The following is a 15605-nucleotide window of genomic DNA, read 5'->3' on the forward strand; positions in this document are numbered from 1 at the left end:
ATTAGAGAAAATCACTTCTGGTGAGTTAAAAATAGAAGAAGTCAATTTAAATATTTTTGCTAAGTCTTATGCCGATTATGCTACTGCTGCAACTGCAGCAGCAGATATTGGCAAGGATGCAAACCTTTCATTCCCAGCGTCAGCAACTGCTGCTTTAGACGTGGCTAATATCAAAGTTGGTACTACAGCACTTGGTGCTAATAGGGCATTACATCAAAAAATTGATGCGGCTACGGGTAAAGCGGTTGATGGCCAATATGTATTAGTTGATAGCACAACGGCAACCGCAGTTAAAGTTTATGAAGTAACTTTAACTACTAAGGCGATTGGTGCTAATGGTGTTGATAAAGCAGTAGATGTAACCCTGGGTAAAGAGATCACCGCTGATGCAGTTGCCGGTGCTGTTGATACTAAAGTTGCTCGTGCTGGTATGTTAAGCGATGATAAAGTGCTTAGCAGCCTGGATGATGCCTTGACTAGCGTTTCTGCTCTGCGTAGCTCATTAGGTGCGATGCAAAACCGCTTTGAAGCGGCGGTTGAGAACCTGAACAATACTATCAATAATCTCTCTTCTGCTCGTAGCCGTATTCAAGATGCTGACTTTGCTGATGAAGTTTCACGTTTAAGCAACGGTCAGATCCTGCAACAAGCGGGCACTACCGTATTGGCGATGGCGAATCAGTCTACTCAGTCAGTACTGTCTTTATTGCGTTAATTTCAGCGATAAACTCATTAGTCAATTTATTATTTTACGTTGCCGGCCTTGGTGCCGGCTTTTTTATGTCATTTAGCCAGAAAATATCGCAAATGGTGCTCAAGATTGGCGCATTTAGGCCGATAACAATAATCAGCCAGGTAGGCTGGCGAACAATAAAAATTGCAATAAAGGAACTAATTTTATGGCTCTGGTCATTAATACCAATATGTCTGCGCTAAACGCACAGAAAGCACTGAATAGAACTCAAGACACCCTAGGTACCACCATTCAACGTCTATCAACGGGTCTACGCATTAACAGCGCCAAAGATGACGCCGCCGGTATGTCAATTGCCAATGGCATGACCTCTAACATTATGGGGATGACGCAAGCGGCGCGTAATGCCAATGATGGTATCTCGCTTGCCCAAACGACGGAAGGCGCTTTGGCGCAGGTGAATGATAACCTGCAAGCGATCCGCCGCTTAGCGGTACAGGACAGTAACGGCACTAACTCTGCCAGCGATATCGCCACGCTACAAAATGAAGTGAAACAGCGTTTAGACGAAATCAACCGTATCTCTGAGCAAACGGATTTCAACGGCACTAAAGTGTTAAGTGCTAATACGATGAAGACTATCCAAATCGGTGCTAATCATGGCGAAACCATTGAGATTGGATTAGAGAAAATCACTTCTGGTGAGTTAAAGATTGAAGAGGTGAATCTGAATGCTTTTGCGCTAGTTTATGCCGATTATAATGCAACAGCAGCAACAGACGCTGAGTTAGAAGCCGCATTCAAAGATAAATTCCCAACTACTGCAACCGCTGCTTTAGCCGCGGCTAATATCAAAATTGGTACTACTGCATTAACTGGTACGCAGAAATTACATCAAAAAATTGATGCCGCCACGGGTAAAGCCGTTGATGGCCAATATGTTTTAGTTGATAGCACAACGACAAATGCAACTAAAGTTTATGAAGTTAATTTAGCATTTGGTCAAGATGGTAGTACTCCTCCGGCGAAAACAATCACTATTACTCAGGGGAAAGAGATCACTGCCGATGCAGTTGCTGGCGATGTTGATGTAAAACTTACGACCGCCCGTAATGGGATGTTAGCGACAGACAAAATCCTTAGCAGCCTGGATGATGCCTTGACTAGCGTTTCTGGCCTACGTAGCTCATTAGGTGCGATGCAAAATCGCTTTGAAGCGGCGGTTGAGAACCTGAACAACACTATCAACAACCTCTCTTCTGCCCGTAGCCGTATTCAGGATGCTGATTTTGCTGATGAAGTTTCGCGTTTAAGCAACGGTCAGATCCTGCAACAAGCGGGCACTACGGTATTGGCGATGGCGAATCAGTCTACTCAGTCAGTGCTGTCTTTATTGCGTTAATTGCTTTATTTAACCACTATTCTGGTGGTTTTTTTACTGGCCGGCTTTGCCGGCCAGAGTGATAAAATAACGATGGGTATTTGTTATGGCAATATTAATTATCATCATTATTATAGGAATGAATAAATAACCATATGGCATTTGTCACCAATAACAATCTTTCAGCGCGGCTTGCTCAACGAGCACTAAATAATCAGCAACAGAGCCTGACAACCACTATTGAGCGTTTATCGACCGGACTACGTATTAACAGTGCTAAAGATGATGCCGCTGGGTTATCAATTGCTAATGGCATGACCTCAAATATTATGGCTATGACGCAGGCTGCCCGTAACTGTCATGATGGTATTTCCTTGTTGCAAACCACCGAAGGGGCATTGAGCCAGGTGACGGATAATCTACAAGCTATCCGGCGCTTAGCGGTACAGGCGTTAAATGGCACCAATTCTTCTCAAGATATTCAAACCTTACAACAGGAAGTCGACCAGCGCTTAGCTGAAATTGATCGCATTGCCGCACAAACTGATTTTAATGGCATTAAGGTATTCGCCAGACAGGCCAAAACCTTGTTGCAGGTGGGCGCCAATTATGGTGATACGATCGAAATCGGTGGCCAAGCAATCAACACCAAGGCGTTAGCAATAAACGATTTGGATTTAACTAATCGCGCCAATATCACCACCAATCCAACCAATCCAGTTAATCCCGTACAACCGAGTAAACCCTATGCGGATTATGATATTAATCAGGTATCTTTAAATGATCTTAATAGCCAACTATTGGCTTTGGGGCGAATAACACAACCATTAACCACTGCAAATCTAAAAATTATCATACCAATACAGTCGGGATTAACGCCACAATCGGTATTTGGTGTCGATTATCAGTTACATCAGAAAATTGATAATTCAACCGGCCAAATTATTGCGGGTGAGTTTGTATTGATTACTGCCAATAATGACCGCTATGATATAACTATGCATGCTAGAACCATGGCATCAGGGTCATCGGAAGCCCGTATTTATCTTATAAGAAGTAATCAGGGTGTCGCTGGATCCCCAAACGTCCCGCTGCACCCGACACCTGCCAGCAACGATAATATCTTAACCCGCATTGATAAAGCTTTAGCCCAAGTTAATAGTTATCGCAGTTCGCTTGGTGCAACGGAAAATCGGCTGGCAGCCACTATCGATAATTTAGCCAATACCACTAACCACTTACAGGCTGCCCGTAGCCGTATTCAGGATGCGGATTTTGCCTACGAGGTGGCTAATTTAACTAAAACCCAGCTTTTACAACAGATGGGTTCCTCAGTCTTAAAGTTGGCTAATCAATCAGCCCAAGAGGTATTAACCTTATTCCGCTAACCTTTCTTTGATCATAGATTTGCCACTCAAGCCATTTATGCGGTTAAAAATAGTCGCTAAGTAAAAAACGGCCATTTTTTAGCGCTATTTTCGCCATTAGCTTAAATTTAATTTCGGATAATAAGCGCCAGTTGATAACTGACAGGTGCTTACGGTGAATGATCTCTATACCCAGGATGGGGTGATTGAAAAAGATGTGCTGTGGGAGCGTTATATTCCCTTAGTACGCCATGAGGCATTAAAATTGCAAGTCAGATTACCCGCTAGTGTAGAACTGGATGATTTAGTCCAGGCGGGTGGTATCGGTTTGTTGGATGCATTAGAGCGGTTTGATGCCAGCCAAGGCACCGCTTTTACCACCTATGCGGTACAACGCGTGCGGGGTGCAATGTTAGATGAATTACGTGCTCGCGATTGGGTGCCTCGTAGTGTGCGTCGTCAAGCGCGAGAAGCAACCAAAGTCATGCAGCAGCTTGAGCAAGCGTTAGGCCGGCCGGCGACCGAACAGGAAATTGCCGATAAATTACACATTGGTCTGCTTGAGTATCAACAGCTACTGCAGGATACCAATAATAGTCAGTTATGCTCGTATGATGAATGGCATGAAGTGCATGGTGAAAGCTGCGAACCGATTATTGAGGTTGACGACGAGCGAAATCCGCTGCAAACTTTAATAGCAACTGATATTCGCAAAAATATTATAAAGGCGATAGAATGTTTGCCTGAAAGGGAAAAAATGGTTTTGACGCTCTATTATCAAGAAGATCTGAACCTGAAAGAAATAGGCGCCGTGTTGAATGTGGGGGAATCCCGCGTCAGCCAGCTACATAGCCAGGCGATAAAACGGCTACGAGCGCGTTTAAATCCAGATAAATAATATTTTTTATTTTTTTGTTTACGTTTTACACACAGGGCTTATCTAATATGTCTGTTTCTAACCAAAAGAAGCGGCCGCTGAGCCGTTATATTAAAGACTATAAACATAGTCAAATTCACTGCGCACACTGTAACAAAACCCTTGATCGGATTTCATTAGTATTTAATGATCAAATTCTAAATAAAGAAGCGATTTCAGCCATGACCGAGTTGATTGATAGCCAAGCATGGGCAGAATTACAGCATAAATTTACTGCATTATGTCGTTTTTGTAGTGAGATATATTGTAATAGTGATACTGGCTATTTTGATATTATGTCCTTTAAACAGTATTTATTTAAAGAGACAGAGATGAGCCATAGCACAGTGCGTGAATATGTGGTGCGCTTGCGTCGCCTGGATGAGTTGTTAAGTGAAGCGCAATTTCCCGTCAATGAAGTGGCGATTGAAAAAATTCAAGCGCAGATACAGGATAAAATGACCGAGTCGGCCTTTAGTAATTACAACATTGCTTTGCGTAAATATGAGCAGTTTCTTAACTGGCAGGCTAGCCATTCAGCCTAATACGGCAATCAATTGTCACTAAATGCTTTCACAGTGATTAGATAAATAAGGCCTTAGTAAATGCTAAGGCCTTATTGCTTGAAGCGAAAAATTATTTAAGCGTCATTAAACTGGCATTGCCGCCAGCCGCAGCAGTATTGATACTGACGGCGCGCTCATGGACTAAACGCTCAAGTAATAACCGACTGTCACCGGATCGGTATCCTTGTACGGAAATAATTGGCCCATCACGCTCAGCAATCACAGTACAAACGGTTTGTAACTGCTGGCTTTCGCCATGAAAAATAACCGCATCAAATTGGCAGTCAACTTGTTGCCAGTTATCCGTTAGCGTGATCATTTGATTGACCAATTCAGGCAAAGCAGCACACAGTTGCTGTTGTATGGCATTATTTGGCCACACTACTGGGCATCCCATGGCTAACACCGCTGCCAGCTGCAGCAGGGCATCTGATTGACTTTCAGCCAAACACAGGATCCGCCCGCGCGGCACCAGGCGATAACTATTATGTTCACCGGTTGGGCCGGCTAATTGGTAGCATATTTTGCGATGGGACAAGGGTTGATAGTGGCGAATAACGTTGTCAAGTACTTGATCATGCTGTTTTTTAGCCCAATCACAGAAGGCATCAAATGGCGTTAATTGAGCCAATGGCGGTTGGCTACTGGTTAATGGAACGGGATTATCTGGCTGCTTAAACACTTTATCGATAACGCTTTCTGGCCGCTGGCTAAGTAATCGATAGAGATAGAGCGGGCCACCGGCTTTTGGTCCGGTACCCGATAACCCTTCACCACCAAAGGGTTGTACGCCAACCACGGCACCGACCATATTGCGATTAACATAAATATTACCCACTTTTGCCGTCTGGCTAACATAAGTAATGGTTTCATCAATACGGGTATGCAAACCTAAAGTCAAGCCATAACCTGAGTCATTAATTTGTTTGATCAGTTGATCTAACTGATGCCGTTTAAAGCGTAAAACATGGAGTACAGGGCCAAAAATTTCCTTTTTTAGTTCGTCAAAATGATCGATTTCAATTAAAGTGGGGCGGACAAAAGTGCCTTGTTGCCATTGTTTGTCGTCCGGTTGGCTAGGTTGTTCAGCCTGATAAATCCTTTTACCCGCTTGTCGCATTTTTTCAATATGATGCTCAATATTCTGTTGTGCTTGGCGATCAATAACTGGGCCAATATCCGTCTCTAGCACAGTCGGATCACCAATCCGGTATTCGGCCATCGCGCCGGTTAACATAGTCAGCGTGCGTTCAGCGATTTCTTCTTGCAGGCAAAGAATACGCAAGGCAGAGCAGCGTTGGCCGGCACTATCGAAGGCTGAAATGATAACATCATTGACAACTTGTTCAGTGAGAGCGGATGAATCAACGATCATGGCATTTAAACCACCGGTTTCGGCAATCAATGGAATGGGTTGTTGCTGCGCATTAAGTCGATTGGCAAGATTGCGCTGGATCAGTTTAGCCACACAGGTTGAACCGGTAAATAGCACACCCGCTGCGCGCGTGTCATTAATCAATTTGCTGCCCACTTGCTCGCCTTGACCGGGTAGAAGTTGGAGAACATCATGCGGTATGCCTGCTTGATGCAGCAATTCAACCCCTAGCATCGCAATAATCGGTGTTTGTTCTGCCGGTTTGGCCAGTACGCTATTACCGGCCGCTAAAGCGGCAGCGATTTGGCCGCTAAAAATAGCCAATGGAAAATTCCATGGACTAATGCAAACCACCACACCTAGGGGAGAATAAGTTTCATTATTGAAATTTTCACTGATCTGTTCGGCGTAGTAGCGCAGAAAATCGATGGCTTCGCGCACTTCAGCAATGGCATTACTATAGGTTTTGCCCGCTTCACGGATCAATACGCCGATTAAACGGCAAATTTGTTGCTCCATCAGGGTAGCCGCTTGTTGCAAAATCGCCGCTCGTTGTTCGACTGGTACTGTCGCCCAGCCAGTAGCAGCGCTAGTGGCAACTTCCAATGCATGCTCTACGTCGGTCATCGTCGCTTCATGAACATAGCCGACGATATCGTTATGATTAGCCGGATTAATGATCGGCAGCCGGGCTGAAATTTCATATTGTGAATGATGTTGACCGCCCAGTAATGGTTTAACGTGATAACAGCTTAGAGTGGCTAGTAAGGTCTGCGCCAGTGCTGCTAGGTGATGCTCATTGGTCAGATCAATACCAATCGCATTGAGGCGCTTTTGACCATAGAGTGCGCGAGGCAGCGGGATTTGTGGGTGTGGTAAACCCACCTGGCCTTCTGTTTCAGCCGCTGATAGCACCTCTTGCACTGGATCGGCTAGCAGTTTAGCTAATGGAATATGATGATCGGCAATCTGATTAACAAAAGAAGTATTAGCACCATTTTCCAGTAAGCGCCGCACCAAATAAGCTAGTAAGGTTTCATGGCTGCCAACCGGTGCATAGATACGGCAGGGACGATTAAGTTTACCCTCAGCGATGGAGCCGACAACTTGCTGATAGAGTGATTCGCCCATGCCATGTAGACATTGAAATTCATATTGCCCCGGATAATAATTTTCACCAGCCATATAATAAATACTGGCTAAGGTATGGGCATTATGCGTCGCAAATTGCGGATAAATTAAATTAGGCACTGACAGTAGTTTACGGGCACAAGCCAGATAGCTGACGTCAGTATAAATTTTTCTGCTATAGACTGGGTAGCCTTCAAGACCCTCTATTTGCGCGCGTTTAATTTCACTGTCCCAATAAGCACCTTTTACCAAACGGATCATTAAACGGTGCTGACTGCGTTGCGCCAAATCGATAATTTCGTCGATAACATACGGACAGCGCTTTTGATAGGCCTGAATAACAAAGCCAATGCCATTCCAGCCAGCCAGTTGTGGCTCGAAGCACAGTTTTTTTAGTAAATCGAGGGAAATTTCTAGCCTATCAGCCTCCTCAGCATCAATATTGATACCGATATCATAATGGCGTGCTTGTAAAGTTAATGTTAATAGACGAGGATAAAGTTCATCCATCACACGTTGATATTGGGCGCGACAATAGCGCGGATGTAGCGCCGACAGTTTAATGGAAATGCCGGCACTGGCATAAAGGCTTTTACCGCTGGAAGCCTTTCCAATTGCATCAATCGCTTGTTGATAAGCGGCCATATAGGTTTTTGCATCTTCAGCAGTTAGGGCGGCTTCACCTAACATATCATAAGAGTAGCTAAAGCCTTTATTTTCCATTTTATGGGCATTACTGAGTGCTTGTGTGATGGTTTCACCAGTGACAAATTGTTCACCCATTAGTCGCATTGCCATATTCACAGCTTGACGAATAATGGGTTCACCACTTTTACTAATGATTCGGTTAAGGGCACTAGCCAGTTTAGTTTCATTATGGCTGGCAACTAATTTACCGGTAAAGAGCAAACCCCAAGTAGCGGCATTAACAAATAATGACGAACTTTGTCCAATATGTGACTGCCAGTCACCACCACTAATTTTGTCGCGGATCAAGCTATCACGGGTTGCTTTATCTGGGATGCGCAGCAGTGCTTCCGCCAGACACATAAGGGCAATGCCTTCTTGCGAGGAGAGAGCAAACTGTTGTAATAGGCTCTGTACTAAACCCAAGCGGCCAAAACTATTCTTTTGTGCGCGTAGATTTTTAGCTAGCTGATAGGCTAGTTGATAAACTGCCTCGCTTTCTGTTAGCCGGGCTTGTTCTAGTAATGGCGGTAATAGCTCTGTTTCAGGTAATCGATAAGCGGAGGTCATTGCCGAGCGTTTTGCTGATTGCGGTAAAATCTGCGCGGCAAAATTTAAGAATAAGGAATGATCGGTTTTGGCGCATATCGGGGATTCGCTAGATAAGTTTGCTTTTTCATTAACTTTGGTAGCCGGGAATTGAACCATAGTTTCCTCATTATCAAAGTGTCTAAGATAATTAAATGTTGCCTGTCCTATTAACTAATCGGTATAAGATCCAGGCGTTGTAAAGTTTTTTGCTACCTTTTCTGATTACTTTATCAACAGTAAGAATAACTGCAATTATCCTGCGACTCATTCTTACTGCTAATAGTTGTTAGAAGTCGGTAATTTAACAATATCCTTTATGTTTTAATTTGGTGCAATATTGTTAACCGATGAAAGTGTTAGAAATGTGAAATAAATCTATTTTTGTATTAATTAAAATAGATTTTATTATAAGTATTGTTATATCTTCCTGAAACATAAATAAATAAAAAAAGATTAAAGCAAATAATAAAATGATTATTTTATTAAAATATAATCAAATAAATTAACATTTGTGACTTATTCGTTGGTTATTGGAATATAACGATTGAATTTGTATTGTTTCATGGTTCATCAATTAAGTTGAACTCATTTTTATCCAAAATTAAATTTCGGGATGAATAGGAAAATAAAGTCAGTTTATATGTTAATGGTAAGTTTAATATTTGTTAGCAAAAAATGATAGCTAATATGCCTGCAAACTGACTAAAACTAAAAAAGAGAAAAACAATGGAGAGGGACAGATGATATTAAGCTATCCAATGATAATGATGTTTGTAGTTTATATTTTTGTTATGTTACTAATTGGTTTTTGCGCTTATCGTTCGACAAGTAGTTTTGATGATTATATTTTAGGCGGACGTCGTTTAGGTGGGGTAGTAACCGCGCTTTCTGCTGGCGCATCGGATATGAGAGGCTGGTTATTAATGGGCTTACCCGGCGCGATTTTCCTAAGTGGTATAGCGGAAAGTTGGATTGCTATCGGATTAGCATTAGGCGCTTATTTAAATTGGCGATTAGTCGCTGGGCGATTACGTATTCAAACCGAAAATAATCATAACTCCCTGACATTACCAGACTATTTTACCAGCCGTTTTGAAGATAAAAGTAAAATATTACGTATCGTGTCGGCCTTGGTGATCCTCATTTTTTTTACTATCTATTGTGCTTCCGGTGTCGTTGCAGGTGGATTACTGTTTGAAAATACTTTTGGCATTAGCTATCAGCAAGCGATGTGGTTAGGTGCATTAGCCACCATAATATATACTTTTTTGGGTGGTTTTTTAGCGGTCAGTTGGACCGATACGGTACAAGCGACTCTGATGATTTTTGCCTTGTTATTGACCCCGCTGATGGTGATTTTTGCTGTCGGTGGTTTGGACAGCGCAGTAACATTAATTAACAATAAAAATCCGGCTTACCTAGATATGTTTAAAGGATTAAATTTTGTCGCCATTATTTCTTTACTAGGATGGGGCTTAGGCTATTTTGGCCAACCGCATATATTGGCGCGTTTTATGGCCGCCGATTCAGCGCAAACCATCAACCAGGCACGACGTATTAGTATGACCTGGATGATACTCTGTTTAGCGGGTACGATTGCCGTGGGTTTTTTGGGTATTGCTTATTTTGATCTGCATCCCACGGTTGCCGGAGCAGTTATAGCCAACCCTGAACGGATATTTATGGAATTAGCCACTATTTTATTTAATCCTTGGCTGGCCGGAATATTGCTATCCGCCATTTTGGCGGCCGTGATGAGCACCTTGAGTTGTCAATTATTAGTTTGTGCCAGTGCACTGACTGAAGATCTTTATAAACCTTTTATCAGACCAAAGGCCAGTCAAAGAGAGTTAGTTTGGATTGGTCGGGCGATGGTGTTAGTGGTGGCGGCAATGGCTATTTTTATTGCGCGTGATCCCAATAATAAAGTGTTGATTTTGGTTAGCAACGCCTGGGCAGGTTTTGGCGCGGCCTTTGGCCCAGTGATCTTAATTTCAGTGTTGTGGCAACGTATGAATCGCTACGGTGCCTTAGCGGGTATGTTGGTCGGCGCTTTAACGGTGTTAATTTGGATGCAATATAAGTGGTTTGGTTTATATGAAATTATTCCTGGTTTTATTTTTGCCGCTATCGCCATTGTTATCGTTAGCCTGTTAACTACTGCACCTAGTCAAAGCGCAGTTAAACGTTTCGTTAAAGCGGAGGCAGCGTATAAGGCCAGCCAATAACTAGTCGGCGTCGACTGATTAATTAGCCGATATCCGATGGTTTAATCTAAAATTTATGCGCTATGAGGTTTAGTCAATTATTTTTATTAGCTAAATCCACCCAATTATTTAGCAGCTCGGGCGCAATGACGTTTTAACCTACAGAAGTCTTACGAATTAATTTGAATATGGTGGTTTGATTAAAACCACCATTTTTTCGTTTGATCAGCGCGCTGGTTTACCTTTTTTAGCGATTTGATAACCGATCAATAACATAACAAACCAAATCGGTACTGCTAGCAACGCCTGGCGAGTATCTGGTTCTAAGGTCAGTAGTATTAAAACGAAAACAAAAAATAATAGGCAGACCCAAGACATAAAGATCCCAACTGGCATTTTATAAATCGAATTCTGATGGAGATGTGGCTGTTTTTTGCGATAAGCCAGATAAGCGCACAGGATCATACTCCAGATAAACATAAAAAGAATGGCGGCTACGCTAGTGATCAGGACAAAAACGCGCATAACATCGGGAATAAAATAGATCAATACCACGGCCAAACCGAGACAGCAGCAGGTAAAATATAATCCCTTAACTGGCACCGATTTGTTCGATAATTGACTAAATTGCCTGGGGGCATTTGCTTTCTTAGCTAGACCAAATAACATACGGCTGGTGGAAAAGACGCCACTATTAGTAGAAGAAGCCGCTGAAGTTAGCACCACAAAGTTGACAATACTCGCTGCGGCCGGTACCCCAATTAGGACAAACAGCTCGACGAATGGGCTCTTATCAGCAGCAATCTCACGCCATGGCGTGACCGACATAATAACCACTAAAGAAAGGACATAAAAGGCGATGAATCTAAACGGTATCGCATTAATCGCTTTTGGTAACACGCGATTGGGATCCCGCGTTTCGGCCGCAGTTGCGCCAACAATTTCAATACCGACAAACGAGAAGATAGCTAATTGAAAACCGGCAAAAAAACCGTTAATGCCCATTGGAAAGATGCCATCATTCCAGAGGTGGCTTAAGGAGGCAATATGACCGCTAGGCGTTTTGAAGCCGATGATGACTAATATCAAGCCAATTAAAATAAGAAAGATAATGGCAATGATTTTGATAATTGCAAACCAAAATTCTGTTTCACCAAACAAGGACACTGAGACCAAATTAAGGGTTAATAACAATAGTATACAAAGTAATGATGTCAGCCAGGGCGGAAAATCAGGTGCCCAGTAGCCAATATAGGCAGTAATAGCAACAATTTCTGCAATAGCCGTGATCACCAAACAAAACCAATAAGTCCAGCCAACGAAAAAGCCAGCCCATGGCCCTAAAAGTTCAGCACAAAAATCACTAAAGGATTTATATTTTAAATTCGAAAGGAGTAATTCGCCCATGGCTCGCATCACGAAAAACAAAACAAACCCAATAATCAAATAAATAATTATAAGCGATGGGCCAGCTAAGGAGATAGCTTTGCCTGAGCCCATAAATAATCCGGTTCCTATAGCACCACCAATAGCAATCAACTGAATGTGGCGATTTTGTAAACCTCGCTTGAGTTGTCCTTGATCTATGTTTACTGCCGATGATAAAGGTTTGTCGTTCATAGATTGTCCAATGTTGTTTTATTTTATTCAGGGAGGGTTAGCTAATTATCATTTTTTTAACATATCATTATTTAACTTAAGGTGACACCATTATAGCAGGAGAGAAGGTGACATTTGATTTTATTGAATGGCTCTCTAACCTTTGATTATAATTTTTTATATTGAGTCATAAAGACATTTTGTATAAATACTTTTATTTTAATGATAAGTAAAATAACCAATCTTTCATCAGCCAATTCTGCTAATTGAAAATTGAATGCAATTTTTTTTATTAACTATCAAGATGATATAATTATTTATATTTTGTTGTTAATTATCTTTTTACAAAAGATGTTTAGCAATTGTTATTCCATTCATTTATGCTCTTTAGGACTGTTTTTAACTAACTAAAACAATTTAATTTTACCGATATCATACGACTTTCTTTATTCGTTATGTCCTGATATATATAACAATAAAAATAATGAAAAAGGTATTAATGATGAAAAAATATATTGCTAAAATAGTGACAGCAATGGCACTTTTTTGCTTGTTCATGGGATCAAATTGGGCAGCTGAGAATAAAGTGACCGTTTTTGCTGCTGCGTCATTAACCAATGCATTAAATGATATCGTAACGCAATATGAAAAAGATCATCCCACTAAGGTTATTGCTGCTTATGCTTCATCTTCAACCTTAGCCAGACAAATTGAACAGGGAGCCCCTGCCGATATTTTTATCTCTGCCGATCAGCAGTGGATGGATTATGTGCAACAGAAACAACTTATTGTTAATGCTAGTCGCCATACTTTGTTAGGCAATAAGTTAGTCCTTATCGCGCCAATAAATTCAAAATTAAAGCAGGTTACGATTAGCAAAAATACCGATTGGCGCCAACTGGCCAAGGGTGAACGAATTGCTGTTGGTGACCCTGATCACGTGCCGGTGGGTATCTATGCTAAACAGGCACTAATGGCTTTAGGCGCCTGGAAAACCGTTGATACTATGTTAGCCAGAACCAATAATGTCCGTAGTGGCATGGCATTGGTTGAGCTGAATGAAGCACCGTTAGGCATTGTGTATGGCTCCGATGCTGGGGTGAGTAAAAAGGTGAAAGTGGTTGGTATATTCCCAACCACCAGTTATAAAGCCATCGAATATCCAATGGCAATCGTTAAAAATCAGCAAACTACTAAAGTTAACGATTTTTTTGCTTATTTAAAAACGCCGGCAGCGGCAGCAATATTTAAACATTATGGTTTTAATCCATTATAGGAAATTGATTTTTGCACATGTTAAGTGAATATGAGTGGCAAGCTATTATTCTGAGCTTAAAAGTATCGAGTGTTGCTGTATTAGTGAGTTTGCCTTTAGGCATATTAATGGCCTGGATATTGGTGCGCTGCCATTTTCCCGGCAAAACATTACTCGATAGTTTGATCCATTTACCTTTAGTATTACCGCCGGTAGTGGTAGGTTATCTACTTTTGCTATCATTTGGTCGCCATGGGGTTATTGGTGCATGGCTATATCATTGGTTTGGATTTAGTTTTACCTTCAGTTGGCGAGGGGCTGCTTTAGCTTCTGCTATTATTGCCTTTCCATTGATGGTTAGGTCAATAAGGTTAGCATTAGAAGGCGTCGATCAACGCCTTGAGCAAGCGGCTCGAACATTGGGCGCTAATCCATGGCGGGTTTTTTTTACCATTACCTTACCATTAATCGTACCGGGAATTATTGTTGGTATGGTTTTGGCTTTTGCTCGCTCTTTAGGTGAATTTGGTGCTACGATTACCTTTGTGTCTAATATTCCCGGTGAAACAAGAACCATTCCATTAGCCATGTATACGCTGATTGAAACGCCAGGCGCGGAAATGGCCGCTGCTCGTTTATGTATTATTGCTATCATTTTAGCCTTGCTATCGTTACTCCTGTCTGAATGGTTAACTCGTTGTGGCAGAAAACGTTTGGGGGCAATATGTTAGCGTTGCGTCTACAACAGCAACTAGGCGATTTATTTGTCAATGTTGATACCCTACTTTCAACTCAAGGGATCACCGCCATTTTTGGTGTTTCTGGTGTTGGCAAAACCTCCTTGATAAATTTGATAGGCGGGCTCACTAAACCCGATAAAGGACAAATTATCTTTAATGATCGCGTTTTAGTTGATACAGAGAAAGGGCTATTTGTACCGGCGGAAATGCGTAGAATGGGTTATGTTTTTCAAGATGCGCGCCTATTTCCACATTATAGCGTCAAAGGTAATCTGCAATATGGTATGGCCAGAGCAATGAAATCTCACTTTGATGATATTGTTCAGTTGCTAGGTATTGAAACATTATTGCCGCGCTTACCCGCTATGTTGTCAGGTGGTGAAAAACAACGCGTCGCTATTGGCCGCGCATTATTAACTGCGCCTGAATTATTATTAATGGATGAGCCGTTGGCTTCGTTAGATTTACCACGCAAAAGAGAGTTACTTCCCTATTTGGAAAAGTTATCGCAAGATATCCAAATTCCTATTCTTTATGTCAGTCATAATCTAGATGAAATAGTCCGGCTGGCTGATAATGTCATTGTTATGTCAGCGGGTAAAATTGAGGCTGTCGCGCCGTTAGCTGAGATTTGGTCGAGTAGTGTTTTACGACCCTGGTTACAAGTTGATACATTAAGTAGTATCTTAAATGTTAAGGTAATCGAACATCATCCTCTTTATGCTATGACATCGGTGGCGATATTGGATCAAGTGTTGTGGCTTCCCCAGTTGCAATTTCAATTAGGTGAAGCGGTTCGCATCCGTATCGATGCGGCAGACGTCTCTTTAACATTAAATAAGCCGACCCAAACGACTATTCGTAATATATTAAGAGCGAAAGTCGTCGAGTGTATTGACGAGTCAGAGCAAGTGGATGTTAAGTTAGCAATAGATAGCCACTTTATCTGGGCAAGGATCACGCGCTGGGCAAAAGAGGAATTAGAAATAAAGCCGGATAAATGGGTTTATGCCCAAGTTAAGAGCCTGTCGCTAGCCCGTCGGCTTTAAATCTGTTGATTAAGTGATTGTTTGTTAACAAAGGTTGTTGGGTAGTA

The 15605-nt window shown here is 42.0% G+C and carries 10 protein-coding genes and 1 pseudogene; 9 read left to right on the top strand and 2 right to left on the bottom strand.

Translation table 11 applies throughout. The features are described from left to right. From G468_RS25545 to fliZ, 5 genes are all read left to right on the top strand, one after another. The coding region (locus G468_RS25545; RefSeq protein ID WP_478209558.1) for a flagellin at positions 1-715 on the top strand (715 nt) is incomplete at its 5' end. A gap of 184 nt (positions 716-899) precedes the next feature. Further along, on the top strand, positions 900-2096 hold the full coding sequence (locus tag G468_RS0104615; RefSeq protein ID WP_026822124.1) for a FliC/FljB family flagellin: 1197 nt from the start codon (positions 900-902) through the stop codon (positions 2094-2096). Positions 2097-2230: 134 nt separating this feature from the next. Continuing rightward, positions 2231-3463 carry a flagellin N-terminal helical domain-containing protein gene (locus G468_RS0104625; protein ID WP_026822125.1) on the top strand — a complete coding sequence of 411 codons (1233 nt, stop codon included), beginning with the start codon at positions 2231-2233 and terminating at the stop codon, positions 3461-3463. Positions 3464-3617: 154 nt separating this feature from the next. Then, complete coding sequence (locus G468_RS0104630) at positions 3618-4340, top strand: RNA polymerase sigma factor FliA (RefSeq protein ID WP_026822126.1); 723 nt, start codon at positions 3618-3620, stop codon at positions 4338-4340. Between the two features lie 47 nt (positions 4341-4387). Continuing rightward, positions 4388-4903, top strand: a complete 516-nt coding sequence (gene fliZ, locus G468_RS0104635; protein WP_026822127.1) for a flagella biosynthesis regulatory protein FliZ — start codon at positions 4388-4390, stop codon at positions 4901-4903. A gap of 91 nt (positions 4904-4994) precedes the next feature. On the opposite strand, the pseudogene putA reads toward fliZ, so the two are convergent. Beyond that, a pseudogene (gene putA, locus G468_RS19695) lies at positions 4995-8879 on the bottom strand (trifunctional transcriptional regulator/proline dehydrogenase/L-glutamate gamma-semialdehyde dehydrogenase); the annotation flags it as partial. A 569-nt stretch (positions 8880-9448) separates the two neighbouring features. Between putA and putP the strand changes: the two are divergent. Beyond that, positions 9449-10936: a sodium/proline symporter PutP gene (gene putP / locus G468_RS0104645; RefSeq protein ID WP_026822128.1), complete on the top strand. Its 1488-nt coding sequence runs from the start codon at positions 9449-9451 to the stop codon at positions 10934-10936. 204 nt (positions 10937-11140) lie between these two features. On the opposite strand, the gene cycA is transcribed toward putP, so the two are convergent. Beyond that, positions 11141-12535: a D-serine/D-alanine/glycine transporter gene (gene cycA, locus G468_RS0104650; protein ID WP_026822129.1), complete on the bottom strand. Its 1395-nt coding sequence runs from the start codon at positions 12533-12535 to the stop codon at positions 11141-11143. A 481-nt stretch (positions 12536-13016) separates the two neighbouring features. Between cycA and modA the strand changes: the two genes are divergently transcribed. From modA to modC, 3 genes are read left to right on the top strand one after another with little or no spacing between them, the layout of a single operon-like run. Then, on the top strand, positions 13017-13790 hold the full coding sequence (gene modA / locus G468_RS0104655) for a molybdate ABC transporter substrate-binding protein (RefSeq protein ID WP_026822130.1): 774 nt from the start codon (positions 13017-13019) through the stop codon (positions 13788-13790). 17 nt (positions 13791-13807) lie between these two features. Continuing rightward, positions 13808-14500: a molybdate ABC transporter permease subunit gene (gene modB, locus G468_RS0104660; RefSeq protein ID WP_026822131.1), complete on the top strand. Its 693-nt coding sequence runs from the start codon at positions 13808-13810 to the stop codon at positions 14498-14500. Continuing rightward, on the top strand, positions 14494-15558 hold the full coding sequence (gene modC / locus G468_RS0104665) for a molybdenum ABC transporter ATP-binding protein ModC (protein WP_026822132.1): 1065 nt from the start codon (positions 14494-14496) through the stop codon (positions 15556-15558). Before modB ends, modC begins: the two co-directional genes overlap by 7 nt. The last annotated feature ends 47 nt before the right edge of the window (positions 15559-15605 follow it).

Origin of the sequence: Arsenophonus nasoniae DSM 15247 (genome assembly GCF_000429565.1) — a bacterium.
Classification (GTDB): domain Bacteria; phylum Pseudomonadota; class Gammaproteobacteria; order Enterobacterales; family Enterobacteriaceae; genus Arsenophonus; species Arsenophonus nasoniae.

Coding starts and splice junctions, on each gene's coding strand:
- cycA (WP_026822129.1), bottom strand. CDS start 12,535: ATGAACGACAAACCTTTATCATCGGCAGTAAACATAGATCAAGGACAA.
- G468_RS0104615 (WP_026822124.1), top strand. CDS start 900: ATGGCTCTGGTCATTAATACCAATATGTCTGCGCTAAACGCACAGAAA.
- putP (WP_026822128.1), top strand. CDS start 9,449: ATGATATTAAGCTATCCAATGATAATGATGTTTGTAGTTTATATTTTT.
- modA (WP_026822130.1), top strand. CDS start 13,017: ATGAAAAAATATATTGCTAAAATAGTGACAGCAATGGCACTTTTTTGC.
- modC (WP_026822132.1), top strand. CDS start 14,494: ATGTTAGCGTTGCGTCTACAACAGCAACTAGGCGATTTATTTGTCAAT.
- fliZ (WP_026822127.1), top strand. CDS start 4,388: ATGTCTGTTTCTAACCAAAAGAAGCGGCCGCTGAGCCGTTATATTAAA.
- modB (WP_026822131.1), top strand. CDS start 13,808: ATGTTAAGTGAATATGAGTGGCAAGCTATTATTCTGAGCTTAAAAGTA.
- G468_RS0104625 (WP_026822125.1), top strand. CDS start 2,231: ATGGCATTTGTCACCAATAACAATCTTTCAGCGCGGCTTGCTCAACGA.